The 14,209-nt window shown below is 70.2% G+C and carries 10 protein-coding genes; 4 read left to right on the forward strand and 6 right to left on the reverse strand.

Annotated features, from left to right (window positions below; genetic code table 11):
* Positions 1–54: 54 nt before the first annotated feature.
* From PV679_RS06400 to PV679_RS06410, 3 genes are all read right to left on the reverse strand, one after another.
* On the reverse strand, positions 55–5,382 hold the full coding sequence (locus tag PV679_RS06400) for a tetratricopeptide repeat protein (RefSeq protein WP_319679060.1): 5,328 nt from the start codon (positions 5,380–5,382) through the stop codon (positions 55–57).
* A gap of 73 nt (positions 5,383–5,455) precedes the next feature.
* The gene (locus PV679_RS06405) at positions 5,456–6,208 is read right to left on the reverse strand and encodes a hypothetical protein (RefSeq protein WP_319679061.1); all 753 of its coding nucleotides are present in this window, start codon (positions 6,206–6,208) and stop codon (positions 5,456–5,458) included.
* Between the two features lie 243 nt (positions 6,209–6,451).
* Entirely contained in the window at positions 6,452–7,150 is a 699-nt protein-coding gene (locus PV679_RS06410) for a Crp/Fnr family transcriptional regulator (RefSeq protein WP_319679062.1), read from the reverse strand.
* Between the two features lie 335 nt (positions 7,151–7,485).
* Between PV679_RS06410 and PV679_RS06415 the strand changes: the two genes are divergently transcribed.
* The gene (locus PV679_RS06415) at positions 7,486–7,749 is read left to right on the forward strand and encodes a hypothetical protein (protein WP_319679232.1); all 264 of its coding nucleotides are present in this window, start codon (positions 7,486–7,488) and stop codon (positions 7,747–7,749) included.
* Entirely contained in the window at positions 7,746–8,147 is a 402-nt protein-coding gene (locus PV679_RS06420; protein WP_319679063.1) for a DNA-binding protein, read from the forward strand. The genes PV679_RS06415 and PV679_RS06420 overlap by 4 nt, the downstream gene beginning before the upstream one ends.
* A gap of 96 nt (positions 8,148–8,243) precedes the next feature.
* On the opposite strand, the gene PV679_RS06425 is transcribed toward PV679_RS06420, so the two are convergent.
* From PV679_RS06425 to PV679_RS06435, 3 genes are all read right to left on the reverse strand, one after another.
* On the reverse strand, positions 8,244–9,551 hold the full coding sequence (locus tag PV679_RS06425; RefSeq protein ID WP_319679064.1) for a peptidase: 1,308 nt from the start codon (positions 9,549–9,551) through the stop codon (positions 8,244–8,246).
* A 581-nt stretch (positions 9,552–10,132) separates the two neighbouring features.
* On the reverse strand, positions 10,133–11,071 hold the full coding sequence (locus tag PV679_RS06430) for an LLM class F420-dependent oxidoreductase (RefSeq protein ID WP_319679233.1): 939 nt from the start codon (positions 11,069–11,071) through the stop codon (positions 10,133–10,135).
* A gap of 2 nt (positions 11,072–11,073) precedes the next feature.
* Positions 11,074–11,859 (reverse strand): ABC transporter ATP-binding protein, encoded by a 786-nt coding sequence (locus tag PV679_RS06435; RefSeq protein ID WP_319679065.1) that lies wholly within the window; start codon positions 11,857–11,859, stop codon positions 11,074–11,076.
* A gap of 258 nt (positions 11,860–12,117) precedes the next feature.
* On the opposite strand from PV679_RS06435, the gene PV679_RS06440 reads away from it, so the two are divergent.
* Together PV679_RS06440 and PV679_RS06445 are read left to right on the forward strand one after the other, a co-directional pair.
* A complete protein-coding gene (locus tag PV679_RS06440; protein ID WP_319679234.1) occupies positions 12,118–13,143 on the forward strand; it encodes an ABC transporter substrate-binding protein in 1,026 nt (341 codons plus the stop codon).
* A 155-nt stretch (positions 13,144–13,298) separates the two neighbouring features.
* Entirely contained in the window at positions 13,299–14,153 is an 855-nt protein-coding gene (locus tag PV679_RS06445) for an ABC transporter permease (RefSeq protein WP_319679066.1), read from the forward strand.
* Positions 14,154–14,209: the final 56 nt, after the last annotated feature.

The following is a 14,209-nucleotide window of genomic DNA, read 5'->3' on the forward strand; positions in this document are numbered from 1 at the left end:
CCCGAGCGACGTCGCTTCTCAAGCGGGGAGCGCGACAGCGAGGACCGCGCGAGGTCAGTACGGCTCGTGGTCGCCCCGTCTCAGGCCACGTTCGGCCTTCTCCAGCTGGCTCAGGGCCAAGCCCAGGGCCTGGGCGTCGCCCACCGCACGGCAGGCGGCGACGGCTCGTCGGTTGACGAGGACGGCTTCCCGGTACTGCCGCACATCCACCAAGGTGCCGCCCAGCAGGGCGAGTGCCCAGGTTTCCCAAAGCCGGTCTCCGGCCTCCTGTTGGACCGTGAGAAGCCGCCGGCACACCGGGAGGGACTCCTGGGACCGTCCTGCCTCCAGGAGGTCGCCGTTGAGATCCAACAGCATCCGCCCCTCCCGCTCGTGTCCCTCTGCCCCGCCATACAGTGCGGCGGCCTGTACGCCGACGGTGGCACCCTGCTCGTACCGGCCCGCCTTCAGCAGCGCCTTGCTCAGGCTGTGCAGCGCCGTGCGCCGGGAACTCTGGGCGCCGATGTCGCGAAACGCCGCGACGGCCCGCTGGTAGGCGGTGACGGCCTCTCCGTACCGGCCCACCTCCATGAGCGTGTTGCCGAGATGGAAGCTGCTCCTGCCCAGGCCGTCGCCGTCGCCGACTCCGCCGTAGACGGTGACGGCCCGCCGGTAGGCGGTGACGGTCTCCTCGAACCGGTCCAGTCCCAGCAGTGCGCGGCAGAGGTTGAGGAGCGCGGAGCCTTCAAGGGAGGGGAAGCCGATCTCCCGCAGGATGCGGGCGGTTCGCTGGTACGCGGCGACAGCCTCCTCGTACCGCTCCTCCTCCAGGAGGACCTCGCCGAGGGCGTACAGGGCCGTGGATTCGAGGCGTTCGTCACCCGCCTCCTGGTAGCGGGTGATCGCCCGCCGCGAGGCGGCGATGGACTCCTCGATCCGCCCCACGGCCCTCAGGGAGCGGGCCAGATGCCGCAGTGCCTGGCCTTCCCCGCTCCGGTCGCCGTGTTCGCGGAGGAGGGCCGCGGCCCGAACGCAGACGGTGATGGCCGCCTCGTGCTGATGGTCGCTCTGCAGACCTTGGCCGAGGTACTCCAGGGCATGGGCCTCGTTGCGTCCGTCACCGAGCTGCCGGTAGATCTCGGCGGCCCGCCTGCTGGCGACGATGGACTGCGCGTACCGGCCCACCCGGCCGAGGTCTCCGCCGAGTACGCCCGACAGCTCGGCTTCGCCACGGAGGTTGCCCGCGTCGCGGTACGCGGCGACGCCCTGCCGGCGTGCGGTGATGGCCGCCTCGACGCGTCCCAGCTTCGCCTGCGCGGCTCCGAGGCCCGCCAGCGCCGCCCCTTCACCCCCACGGTCGCCGCTCTCGCGGCAGAGATCGGCGGCCTGCTCGCAGAGCGTGGCCGCCCGCTCGAACCGGTCCGTGTGCAGGAGTGCGAGAGCGAGGGCGAGAAGCGCCCTGTGTTCGTTGTCGCGTTCGCCGGTCTCGCGGAGGATCACGAGTTCCTGCTCGTAGGCGGTGACGGCCTCCTCGTACCGTTTCACATCGAAGAGCTGCGCACCCAGGCTGTGCAGCGCGGCGCCTTCACTCGAACGGTTGCCCGCCGCGCGGTAGAGGGCGGCGGCCTGCTCACGGGCGGTGATGGCCTCCTCGTGTCGATTCGCCTTCGCCAGAGCCTCGCTCCGGTTGGTCAGAGCGTGGGCCTCGCCGCTGTGGTCGCCCGCCGCGCGGAAGAGCGCGGCGACCTTCCCGGACGCGGTGAGGGCCTCCGCGAACCGTCCCACCTCCGCACAGGCATTGCTCAAGTTGATCAGAGCCGTGGCCGCGTTCTTGTCGTCGCCGGCCTCGCGCAAGCGGGCGGCGGCCCGCTGGGTGACGGTGACGGATTCCTCGAATCGCCGGAGCTGTATCAACGTGAAGCCGAGCTGGCCGAGCACCTGGCCTTCCCGTTCGCGGTCGCCGATCTCGCACCAGAGCGCGGCGGCCCGCTCGAAGTCGGGGACCGACTCCTCGAATCGGTTCAGGCTGTTCAAGGCGTTACCGAGGTTGGTCAGGCAGTCCGCCTCGCCACCGCGGTTGCCCTTCTCCCGGTACACAGCGGCGGCCTGTCGGGTGGGCGCGAGGGACTCCTCGATCCGTCCCAGCTTCAAGAGGGCGTCGCCGAGGTTGTAGAGCGGCGGGCCCTGCAGGTTGCCATGGCCCTCCTCGAAGAGGGCGTAGGCCCGTCGGCTGACCGAGACGACCTCCTCGTACCGCTCCGCCGCCATCAGCGCGACAGCGAGGTTGTTCAGCGCGGCGGCCTCAAGGTGCCGCTCGCCTGTCAACTGATGGACGTCCGCCGCCCGCTGACAGGCGTCGGCGGCCTCGTCGGTCCTTTCCAGCCGGGACAGGACCTTGCTGAGGTTGGTCAGCGCGGCGGCTTCCATGGTGTGGTCGCCGTCCTCACGGAAGAGGTCGGCGGCCCGCTTGCCCGTCGTGACCGCCTCCTCGAACCGACCCATCCTCTCCAGGGTGGCGGCGAACTCATTGAGCCGGTTCGCCGCGCCATGACGGTCACCGGTCTCCAGGCGAACGGTCGTGGCCCGCTCGACGGCGGTGACGGATTCGTCGAACAGCCCCAACGTGGCCAGGGTCCTGCCGGCGTCGTCCAGCGACGCTGCCAGGCCGGAGAGGTCGGCGTCGGGTCCGGCCTCGGCAAGCCGGCGGTACAGGTCGGCGGCCTCCCGCGTGGCCGCCAGAGCTTTCTCCCGGTATCCGGGCGGCGGGATGGATATCCGTGTCAGGTCTTCCGCACTCTCGGGGAGATGGATGGCGGGATGGGCCCCGATCCGCTGCCGGTACAGGTCGGCGGCCTCCTGGAGGGCCGCCCAGGACGGCTCCTCGTGGCCCAGGTGCCACAGCCGGAGGCCGAGAGTCTCCAGCGACGTGGCGAGGCCGAGGTGATGGGCGGCGAAGTTGGTCTCGGCCAACTGCCGCTGGATCGCCACGGCTTCCTCGGTCGGAGCCAGGGCCTCTTCCTTCCGGCCCACGTTCGAGAGGAACTCGCCGAGGTTCAGCAGCACGGTCACCAGGTCGGGCTGATGGGCGGCGGGGTTCGCCTCGGCGAGTTTGCGGTACAGGTCGGCGGCCTCCCGGGTGGCTGCCAGACCGTCCTCGGTACGGCCCACGCCGAGCAACGCGCGCCCGAGGTTGTTCAGCGCCCCGGCCAAGTGGTGGGACTCGGCGGCGGGGTCCGCCTCGGCCAGTTGCCGGCACAGATCGGCGGCCTCCTGCGCGGCGGCCAGGCCCTCCTCCTCGCGGCCCGCGTCGGTCAGGTGCATGCTGAGGTTGGCCAGCGATCCGGCGACATCGCTCCGCTGGGCCGCAGGGTCGTCGGCTGCCAGTTGCCGGTCCAGACCGGCAGCCTGCTGGAGGGCGGCCAGCGCCTCTTCCCGGCGGCCATACTCCGACAGCCGGTTGCCGAAGCTGGTCAGTGACCTCACCAGCCTGCTCCGGTGGGCAGCGGGGTCGGCCTCGGCCAGGCGGCGGCTGATCGCCACGGACTCCTCGGAGCGGAAGAGCGCCTCCTCCGGACGGCCCACGTCGGACAGCCGGTCGCCGGAGTTGGCCAGGGATGTCGCCAGGCGGCTGAGGTGGCCGAGACGGTCGGGATGATCGGGACGGTCCGGGGCGTCCTCGACGAGCTTCCGGTGCAGACGGACGGCCTCCTCGGTCGCGGCGACCGCCTCCTCCCTGCGACCGGCGTTGGTGCGGCGCCACGCCAGGGTGCCGTACAGCGAGGCCCGCTCGCCGGGGTCTTCCGTGGCGGACAGCCGGTGGGCGATCAGGACTTCCATGACCGCGAGGATGCCGATGTCCAGGTTGACGTCGCGGCCCTCGGGCAAGTGCGGCTCGACGGCCTCCAGTACGGCCAGCAGCCCGGAGTCGATGGATCCGTCGTCCGTGCCGCTCGTATCGCCGAGTGCGGCGAGCGCGGTCAGGGCGGGGCTGCCCGCGGCGAGCGCGAGACCCGGATCGCGGCGCAGCAGTGGATACAGGACGTCCCTGCCGATATGCGCCCAGCGGCCGGCGGCCGACGCCAGGAAGGTCACCGCACGCGGGGCGATCACCTCCCGGACATCCTCCTCGGCGCGTTCCTCGGCGGACTCGGCCGTCAGGGTCGCGGGAGCACCGCTCGCCCAGGGATCCGGTTCGTAGGAGCTGATGTCGTGCCCGGGAGTGAGCAGGCCGAGGAAGTCCTCCGCGAGCCGGTCGGGATAGAGGGGCTCCAGTACGGATGCCCGGTCGACGGGCGGATAGCAGAGTCGGTGGTCGTCCAGGACGTTGAGTGGTTCGGGCAGCCGCAGTCTCTCCAGGGCCCGCATCCCCACGGCATGGCTGACCGCTCCCGTGAGCACCGCTGTGTACACGGTCTTGGCCATGACGGACTGCTTGGTCTGGTAGTCCTGTCCCTCCCGTCCGGCGTCGACAAGCTTTTGCCACGCCAGTCGTTCGCGGTCGAGGAGGTACGCCGACAGGTGGTGCGGCTCGGACAGGGAGGCCTGTGCGCCGCGTTCGCGGGCGTCGACAGCGACCAGTGCGGCCATGTGCAGGTTCAGTGGCAGGCCGAAGTCACGGTGGTCGAGGGAGCCGGGCGGCTGGATGCCCGCGGCGTCAGACAGGTCGTACAGATCAGCCTTGGCGTAGCGGTCGCGGGCGGCGGTGAACATCTGAAGCCTGTCCGCGGCCAGCGAAGGAAGCCGCAGGTCGGCGGTGGCGGCGCGACGGTCGGTCAGTCCGGCCCGGAGGGCCGCGAACCAGCGGACGGTCCGTGCGACCAGCAGTACACGGGTGGGCCGCCGTTCACCGAGAACGGCGTAGGACAACAGGTGTTCCAGCTCGCTGTGCGCCCATCGGTCCGCGTAGTCGACGACCAGGAGAACTCCGGCCGCCGCACCGGGCGCGGCAATGCCGTCGCGCGGGAGGGACGGGCCGGGAAAGGCACCCCGGAGCCCGGCCTGCAGGACATGCCATCGCTCCTGTCCCGGCAGGTTCCGGGTGTGTTCGGCGAACTCCATGGCGAGACGGGTCTTGCCGTGCCCGCCGGAAGCGTGCAGCAGCAGGACCGACAGGTCCTCGTCCCCGGCGTCCCGCCACTGCCGCAGGCGCTCCAGCTCCGGTTCCCGGCCGACGAAGGGCACGACCTGGCTGCGCGCGTCCAGCAGACGGCTGGGCGCCTTCATCAGCCAGGTGGCGTCGGATGCGGCGGGAGCGGAGAACTTCTCGATGGTGGGGAGGCGGGAGCCGTAGACGTTGTTGACCGTGGCTGTCGCGTCCGGGCCCTGGGCGATGGCACCGCCGTGCGACGCGTGCCCCTCGTAGTAGTACCGGGGGGCCTCAGGGTTCTCGGGGTTCTCGGTCACCGATGGCCTCCGTTCCAGGGCGTGTGACGTAAGTGGCGCCGTCCGCCCGGAGTGCGGGGCCGGCGGCGTCCGGTCAGTTGTTGACGTTGACGGTGGCTCCCGGTCCTTGAGCGCCGCCACCACCAGACGACACATGCATCGTGTAGGCGTCCCCCCGCGCGGTCTCACCCGGCTCCGGACCCGGCTCCGGCTCCGGACCCAGGTCCAGTCGCCGTACATCGGCGCCCGGCACCCAGATCCAGGCCGAGCCCTCGTACTCCTTCTCCTTGACCCGCACCTGCCGGAACTCGTCCGCCCGGACGCTGGTGTACGCCTCCTCCTTCACGACGTCACGGAAGACGGGCTTCGACACCCCGACGGCCAGACAGGCGCCCGGAGCCTGAGCGAGTGCGGCGCGCAGGGCCGCGCAGTCGAGGATGCGGCCGAGCTCGACCGGAGCCGGGCCGGTGAAACCGTTGGCGCCCGGCGAGGCCGGGCCGAAGTGGACGGCTGCCCTGAGCCTGAGCCGTGCGTGCGGCTCCCGGTTGCGGTTGAAGGTCCGCAGACCGAAGTCCAGAACGCGCATGAAGGTGTCGACCAGTGCGGGCTCGGAGGCACCCTCGGGCAGGACCGCGAACAGCGAGTCCCCGCCCTCCTGCGTCATCCATCGCGAGCGGTCCAACCGGGCCGCGTCGGCCGCCTCGTGCAGCAGTCGCGTGATCGCTTCCTGGAACTCGCCCTGCGTGACCGCGTCGGCGCCGCCGTATCCTCTCGCGTCGACCGCCAGTAGCAGCCTGCGGCCGAACACGCCCATGCCTCCCCGGCCTTCCCCATCGTTCTCCGCCATGACACCTCTCGGTACACGTACTTCGGTGAGGAGGACGCCTTGTCGCTCACATCCCCTTCACATCAACAGAGTTACAACACGTCAGACCGGCACCCGCTCCCCCGGACCACGGGCGCCGGTACTCAAGTCGTACACCCGCGACGTGGTGTGAATCCTGTGGAAATACGGAATGCCGAGATCTGTGACCGCCGATGAGGCACCAGACACCACGGAAGTGACCGGTTCGGCCGGAAAGATCACCCCTCACTGGACGCCGGCCAGGTCCGCCAGCCGCCTGAGCCGGGGCAGGTCCAGGATGGTGGTGGCGCGGTAGCCGGTCTCCAACAAGCCCTCTTCGCGCAGTTCACGCAGCACCTTGTGGATGGTCGTCTCCGCGGCGCCGACCAGCGTGGCCAGCTCCGGCTGCGTCAACCGGCAGCCGATCACCACTCCGCCGCTCCGAGGAGATCCGTAGGACGCGGTGAGTTCCACCAACAGCCGGGCCAACCGCACCTTCGCCGGATATCCGTGGAAGTCCAGCCGCCGCCGGTTCGCCCAGCGCAGGCGGTCGGCGACGATACCGGTCAAGGCCATGGACACCTCTGGGCGGCGCATCAGCAGCCCCCGCAGCACACCGGCCCCCAGCACCCTGGCAGTCAGCGGACCGCAGGCGGTGACCGTCGCCGAACGCGGGGCCCCGGTCATGGCCGCCATCTCGCCCACCGTGTCCCCGCCGGCCCTGACCGCGAGGAGTGAGCTCTCACCGTTCTCCACGGTCGCCGTGACCTTGGCGAAACCGGACAACAGCAGCAGTACGTGGCGGTCGTTCATCCCCTCTCTCAGCAGCACGGCGCCCACATCGAACCGGACCTCGGTCCCCAGCCCGAGCAGATCCCGCCGCGCCGGTGGCGACAGCCTGCCCAGCAGACTGCGAGCGGGCCATTCCTCGGACCCGATGGGCACAACCACGTGTATCCCCGTCTCCCTCCGCGTTCGGGCGTGGTCACCGGGACGGGCCCCTCCGATACGGCCGGAGAGGGCAGACCGGAGAGGGAAGACCCGACGCCGACCACAGGACATCATCGTGCCGGTTTCCACGGAAGCGGCTCTACAGAAGCGAGCCGCTCCACACCGACCATTCACTCTTGGGCATGGTGGAAGGAGAGCCACTGATGACGTGGCGGAGGACTGGCGGCGGCGCCATCCGAACGAGGTCCGGAAGAAGTCGCACGTCACAACGTCGTGCCCACAGCGTGCCCTTCAGAGCGGACGATCACGGTCTAGGACGTGTCTGACACATAGCGCCGTCCGCCCGGAGGGCGGGGCCCGCGACGTCTGGTGCGTGCGATCCCAAGGCGGTTGCGGAGCTCCGAAAGCTCACGGACAACGTTTCCGGCTATGTGGCAGAAGCGGTGGCCCGCCAGATCCGGCATCAGCTCCTGGGCGACGACCTGCGACGCCATGAGGAAGAGCACGGGACGTTCAGCGGCAAGGAGCTGGCGGAGGCCCGCTCGAAGATCTTCGGTGCCGCCGGGCCCGCCAAGGACGCGGACGCCGCATGAGTGAGCGCGTCGAGACCGTCGTCCTGGACTCGGAAGGGCTTTCGGCCTGGATCGCACAGGACCGCAAGCTCCTCGCGCTGCTAAAGGTGTTCCACGAGATGGGCGCCGACCTGGTCATCGGAGCGAACACCATTGTGGAAGTCTGCCACTCCCGCACCGACATCCCACGCCTGAACTGGGCCCTGTCGCGCATCAAGGTGGAACCGGTCACCGAGCAGGCGGCGAAGGCGGCCGCGGGGCTCCTCAAAGAAGCAGGACCGCTCGGCCACAAGTACGCCATCGACGCCACCGTGGCAGAAGTGGCGCTGCGTCAGCCGAAGCCAGTCGCCCTGCTGACGTCCGACAGCGACGACATGACCAGACTCTGTGGCAGCCACGTCCAGGTCATCCCGCTCTGACTCACCGGACTCAGCCGGAAAGGGCGCCCCCGGAAGGAGGCGCCCTTTCTCACGGCATGGCTGGATGAGGCCACGCCAGAAGATACTGACGGATCGTCAGACGATGGAGTCGGCCTTGCGGCGGCGGCCGACGAAGACCACGACGGCTCCGAGGGCCACCGCCGCGCCGGCCGCCGCGGCGAACTGCGGGAGGGCCGAAGGCGAGCCGGTGCTGGCGAGGGAGCCGGTCGAGTTGACGGAGTCCACCGGAGTGGTGGACGTGGCGCCCTGCGGCTTGTTGTCCGGGGTCCCCGGCGTGGTCTTGCCGGGCTTGGCGTCGTCGACATCGTCGGTGGCGCTGCCGGCCGCGAGAAGCTCGAAGGCGTACTCGGTGGAGAGGTTGCCGCCACAGGACTCGTCGTCGTTGATGTAGTCACCGGCGACGAAGGCGAGACCGTCCCCGGCCGGAGCCTTGGCGTCGACCTTCAGTCGCAGCTTCACATCGGCGTGGGCACCGGCCTTCAGCGGACTGATGGAGCCGGCGCGCCCGCCCTCTTCCACGTTCTTCCAGGTCGGCGACGCGGTGGTCGACCACTGCAGATGGAAGGCGTCGTCGATGACGTTGTAGCCGCCCTTGTCCGTCGCGTGGAAGTAGACGTGCGGCGAGACCTCGTCCAGCGTCTTGTCCGTACCGTTGGTCACGCGGACCGAGAAGGTGGTCGTCGAGCCCGCGACGATCTTGGACGGCAGACCGGTGACGACCGTGCTGAGCTTGCCCTCGAAGACGCACTCCGGCTCGTCCGGCTCCGCCTCGTCCCTGGCGTCGGCGAGCGCCTGGTCGGCGGCCTCCTTCGCCTTGAGGGCCTCTTTCGTGGCTTCCTGGAACTTGCCGTACTCCCGAGCGGCGGCGACGCGGGCGTCGTCGGATGCCTCGCGGGCCGCCGCGGCCTTCTCGTCGGCGGTGACCTTGGCGTCCGCCGCGGACTGAGCAGCGGTCTCGGCGTCGGTGACGGCCTTCTCCGCCGCCGCCTTCTCCTCGGTGGTGGCGGTCTCGGGCAGCGCGGCAAGTGCGGCCCTGGCGTCGGCGAGCGCCGTGTCGGCGTTCTCCTTGGCGGTGGCGGCGTCGACCGCCTCCTTCTTGGCGTTCTTCGCGGCGACGGCGAGAGGCGCGTCGTCGGAGAGCGCGGCTTCGAGGACGACCCGCGCGGCCTCGCCCGCGGCTACGGCGTCGTCGTACGCCTTCTGCGCCTTCTCGGCGGCCTTCTCAAGTTCCTCGATGGAAGGCTTGTCCTGCTCGCTCCGCTGCTGCGCCTTCGAGGCGGCGGACGGCTTGGCGGCGGCGAGCGCCGGGGTGACGGAGAGCAGGATGACGGGGGTGGTCACGGCGGCGGCGACGGCCGTGGCAAGAATGCGGCGAATCTTCAACGGAGTCCTTCGCGGGTCCGAAAAGCGGGTTCGAAAAGCGGGTTCCAAAGTGTTGAGGCAGCCGCTGCGGCGACACTCACGCAGGGCTTCGTTGGCGATCGTATGACCGGAAACACCGTTGTCGGAAGCACGTGAGGAAGGTGACGAGTGCGGCACGCCACCCTCACACGGCGGGCAATCGCCGCATAAGCGGATGGTTGCCTTCTCCGTCCGGGTCACTTTAGTGATCCATGTCATTTTGTGGAGCGCGCCGAGAGCCGACCGCTCGCCTCGGCACGGTAAGGCGAGAGCCGTCCAAGTCGGCCTGCGACATGGCTCATTGCGACGGAACGCAATCGAGTCGGCCCCGGAGGATCGCGCGATCCTCCGGGCCCGACTCGTGTCCGTGGGCCGGTGCCCGCCTCAGCGGGCAACCGCCGCGGTGGCCTTGGTGGTCGCGGAGCCGCTGCCGTATCCGACGCGCTGAGCGGACACCTTCACGGTTCCAAGCTCCAGACAATGCCGCGACCGGCGGTCTTCGGCGGCCGATCACGGCCGGCGTCCATCCCCTTCGCCGACAGGTGTCCTCGTGCCTGGTTGTGTCAGAGCCGCGGGAGCACCTCACTCGCGATCAGTTCCAGGTGGTCGAGGTCGGTGAAGTCAATGAGCCGCAGATGGATCCGGCTCGCGCCGATCGCGGCGAACTCACCGATCCGCTCGACGAGTTGCGCCGAAGATCCGACCACCGGGTCCTCCGGCGGCAGCGCGCTCTTGACGTGCAGCGGAGCGGCCCGCCGCCGCGCCTCCGCATCGGTACGGCCGATCGCGACCACAACACCGGCCGAGAGCACCAGCGGTGGCCGGCCGGCGTCGGCCCGGCCGGTCCTTTCGCACGCCTCAATCACTCGCCGGTACGCCCGCGCCGTCTCCGCCACCGACGTGAACGGCATGTTGAACTCGTCGGCGTACCGGGCGGCCAGCTCCGGAGTGCGCGTGCGGCCACGGCCTCCGACGATGATCGGCGGTCCCGGCACCTGCACCGGCTTGGGCAGAGCGGGCGCGTCGGCCAGCCGGTAGTGGTCGCCGTGGTGGCTGAAGCTCTCGCCGACAGGTGTCCGCCACAGCCCCGTGATCACGGCGAGCTGTTCCTCCAGCCGGTCGAAGCGCTCCCCGACGCCCGGGAACGGGATGCCGTACGAGGTGTGCTCCCGTTCGTACCAGCCGGCGCCGAGGCCCAGTTCGACCCGCCCGCCGCTCATCCGGTCGACCTGCGCCACCATCACGGCCAGCGGGCCCGGCAGCCGGAAGGTGGCCGAGGTGACCAGCGTGCCCAGTCGGATCCGGGAGGTCTCCCGGGCGAGCGCGCCCAGCGTCAGCCATGCGTCGGTGGGACCGGGCAGTCCTGGATCGGCGCCCATCGCCTGGTAGTGGTCGGCCCGGAAGAAACCGTCGAACCCGCCCGCCTCGACGAGTCGTACGAAGCGCGACTGATCCTCGTAGTCGGCGCCGCGGTGCGGCTCGGTGAAGACGCAGATCCGCATGGTCATCGCCCTTCCGTTCCGACCGGCGCGGACACGCTCTGTTCCATCAGCAGCTCGTGCAGGTCGGCGCTGAACCGGGCCACCTCGGCGAGATGCGCGGTACGGCCCAGCGTCCTCGGCCGCGGGATGTCGATGCCGACGACCTCGCGGACTCGGCCCGGTCGCGGGCTGAGCACCACCACCCGGTCGGCGAGCAGCACCGCCTCGTCCATCGAGTGAGTGACAAAGACGACGGTGGCGGAATTCTCCCTGTGGACCCGCTGCAGCTCCACCGCCAGTTCCGCGCGGGTCAGCGCGTCGAGTGCGGAGAACGGCTCGTCCATGAGCAGCACCCGGGGCTCACCCATCAGCGACCGGCAGAGCGAAACACGCTGCTGCATACCGCCGGACAGCTCGTGCGGCCGGTGCTTCTCGAAGCCGCCCAGCCCGGCCGTTTCCAGTAGCTGGTACGCGCGATGGCGGTGCTCGGACTTGTTCCAGCCGAAGATCTCCACGGGCAGCAGGACGTTGTCGAGGACGGACCGCCACGGCAGCAGGGCCGGCCGCTGGAACAGCATGGCGACATCTCGCCGCGCTCCGGTGACCCGCTCGCCGCCGATGGTGATCTCGCCGTCGGTGACCGGCAGCAGCCCGGCGATCAGCCGGAGCAGTGTGGACTTGCCGCATCCGGACCTGCCCACCACCGCCACGAACTCGCCCTCGGTGATGTGGAGGTCGATGCCCTGGAGCGCCAGCGTCGTACCGGACCGGCTGGAGAAGGTCCGGGACGCACCGGTGAGTCTGATCATCCGGCGTCTCCCCCGTCCACACTGGCGATCAACAATGCCGGTTGGTTCGTAACGCCCGGTCAGGTTACCGGGCCAGGTGGCCCGGCGATACCTGTCGTTCTGTCGGCGAATTCCTCACACCTGGCCCGGCGCGGGCGGCGTTCTCGTACGCTGTTGCTCGCCCGAAGTGTCATGTACTCCGGCGGTTCCGTTACGCCGTTCTGTCTCGACGACCCGTCCGCCGGCATGTCAGCGGTCGGAAAGGACGACACGGTGCACATGAACAGTTTCGCCCGTACGGTCGCCGCGGTGGCCCTGTCCACGGCGCTGGCGCTGGTGTCGGGCTGCGGCGGAGCGGACTCCGACGCGACTCCCGGTGCGGACGGCCCGGCGCTGGAGAAGATCACCTACCTGACCTCGTTCGGCAACTTCGGCCGGGACGCGTACGCCTGGGTCGCGAAGGACAAGGGATTCTTCGAAGAGGCCGGCTTCGATGTGGAGATCAAGCCGGGCCAGGGCACCGGCGGCGCCATCGCGGCCGTCGTGAGCGGCCAGGCGCATTTCGCGCCGACCGACTTGACGGGCGCTCTGCTGCAGATGGGCAGCGGCCAGGCGAAGGACTTCGTCGCGGTGGCCGCCATCCAGCAGCGCACCATGGCCGCGATCGCCACCACCGAGGGCCAGGGCATCGCCGTCCCGAAAGACCTTGAGGGCAAGCGGCTCGCCGACACGCCCGGCTCGGTCGTACGCAACCTCTTCCCGACGTACGCCCGGCTGGCCGGTGTGGACGCCGCCAAGGTGAGCTGGGTCAACGGAGACGCGCAGACCCTCATGGGCACACTCGCCGGCGGCTCGGTGGACGGCATCGGCCAGTTCGTGGTGGGCAAGCCGACCGTCGAGGCGGTGACCAAGAAGAAGGCCGTCCTGCTGCCGTACAGCGATGTGATTCCCGATCTCTACGGAAACGTGCTGATCACCTCGACGAAGATCGCCGAGGAGAAGCCGGAGATGGTGCAGCGGTTCTCCGCCGCGCTGCTCAAAGGCCTGGAGTACAGCCTGGCCAACCCGCAGGAGGCCGGTGAGATCCTGCGGCGGAACGTGGACGCCACAAACCCGGCCGCCGCGGCGGCCGAACTGGAGCTGATGGCCGCGTACGTCAGGCCAGGCGGTTCCGGCGCCGCGATCGGGACGCTGGACTCCGCGCGGGTCGCGAAGAGCATCGCGGTCCTGCGGGACGCGGACGCAGTGCCACAGGGCATCACACCTGAGGAGATCATCGACTTCGACCTTGTACCGAAAGCCTGATCACACTGCTTGCCCGGACGCGTACCTCCGGTCGGTGGTCGGCGGAGAGCACCGGCACCGCTGCCTCGGCTCCGTACTGAGTGGCTCCAGAAAAGGCGGCCGGAGAACAGGTGGCCGGAGCGGACGAAAGAGCCGGGCGACCCGAGGAGGATGGGATGAGCGAACTCTCGCCGCCGCGGCCGGCCCCGGCGGCCGCTCCGGAACCGGCATCGGCGTCGGCGTCGCGATCCGGCCCGCACCACCGGCCGAGTATCGGCGCCGTGCTGCTGCCCTCGGTCGGGCTGCTGGTCGCGCTCTGCGTGTGGTGGCTGCTCACGTCGGTGCTGCGGGCGGTCCATCCGGTGGTGCTGCCTCCGCCCGGTGCCGTGCTCGCGGCGTTCAGCGCGGCCCCGGGACGGTTCCTTGAGCACACCGGCGACACCACGGTGGAGACGCTTGTCGGTTTCGTACTCTCCACCGTCTGTGGAGTTCTGATCGGACTGTCACTGGCCGGATCGCGGTTGCTGGAGCGGATGTTCACGCCGCTGCTGGTCGCCGTCAACGCGGTGCCGAAGATCGCGCTCGGGCCGCTGCTCGTGGGTGCGCTCGGTTGGGGACAGACGCCGGTCCTGACCATGGTCTTCCTGCTCTGCTTCTTCCCGATCGTGCTCTCCACCGCGACCGGCCTCACCTCGACCCCGGCGGATCTGGCGGAGCTGGCGCGCTCGCTGGACGCCTCACGCTGGCAGGCGTTCCGGAAGGTACGGCTGCCCGCCGCGCTGCCACAGATCTTCGTCGGGCTGAAGGTCGCCATGCCGCTCGCCGCGATCGGCGCGGTCATCGGCGAGTTCCAGGCCGGTGAGAGCGGGCTCGGCTATCTGATCGTGCAGGCCGGCGGCGTCGGCGACACCGCCACCGCCTGGGCGGCGATCATCCTGATCGGACTGATGAGCATCCTGCTCTACTTCGCGTTGGTGGTCATGGAGCGGTTCGCGCTGCCCTGGGTCCGGGAAACCACCTCGCGCGGCTGACGCCGGCCGGACGGCCGGTGGGCTCGCGGAAGCAGGACGGCCGGGACTTCGGTGCG

The organism is Streptomyces sp. AK02-01A (genome assembly GCF_033795305.1).
Taxonomy (GTDB): domain Bacteria; phylum Actinomycetota; class Actinomycetes; order Streptomycetales; family Streptomycetaceae; genus Streptomyces.

Excerpts from the sequence above, each read along its gene's own strand:
- PV679_RS06420 (WP_319679063.1), top strand. The coding sequence starts at position 7,746 with ATGAGTGAGCGCGTCGAGACCGTCGTCCTGGACTCGGAAGGGCTTTCG.
- PV679_RS06440 (WP_319679234.1), top strand. The coding sequence starts at position 12,118 with ATGAACAGTTTCGCCCGTACGGTCGCCGCGGTGGCCCTGTCCACGGCG.
- PV679_RS06430 (WP_319679233.1), bottom strand. The coding sequence starts at position 11,071 with ATGCGGATCTGCGTCTTCACCGAGCCGCACCGCGGCGCCGACTACGAG.
- PV679_RS06405 (WP_319679061.1), bottom strand. The coding sequence starts at position 6,208 with ATGGCGGAGAACGATGGGGAAGGCCGGGGAGGCATGGGCGTGTTCGGC.
- PV679_RS06435 (WP_319679065.1), bottom strand. The coding sequence starts at position 11,859 with ATGATCAGACTCACCGGTGCGTCCCGGACCTTCTCCAGCCGGTCCGGT.
- PV679_RS06445 (WP_319679066.1), top strand. The coding sequence starts at position 13,299 with ATGAGCGAACTCTCGCCGCCGCGGCCGGCCCCGGCGGCCGCTCCGGAA.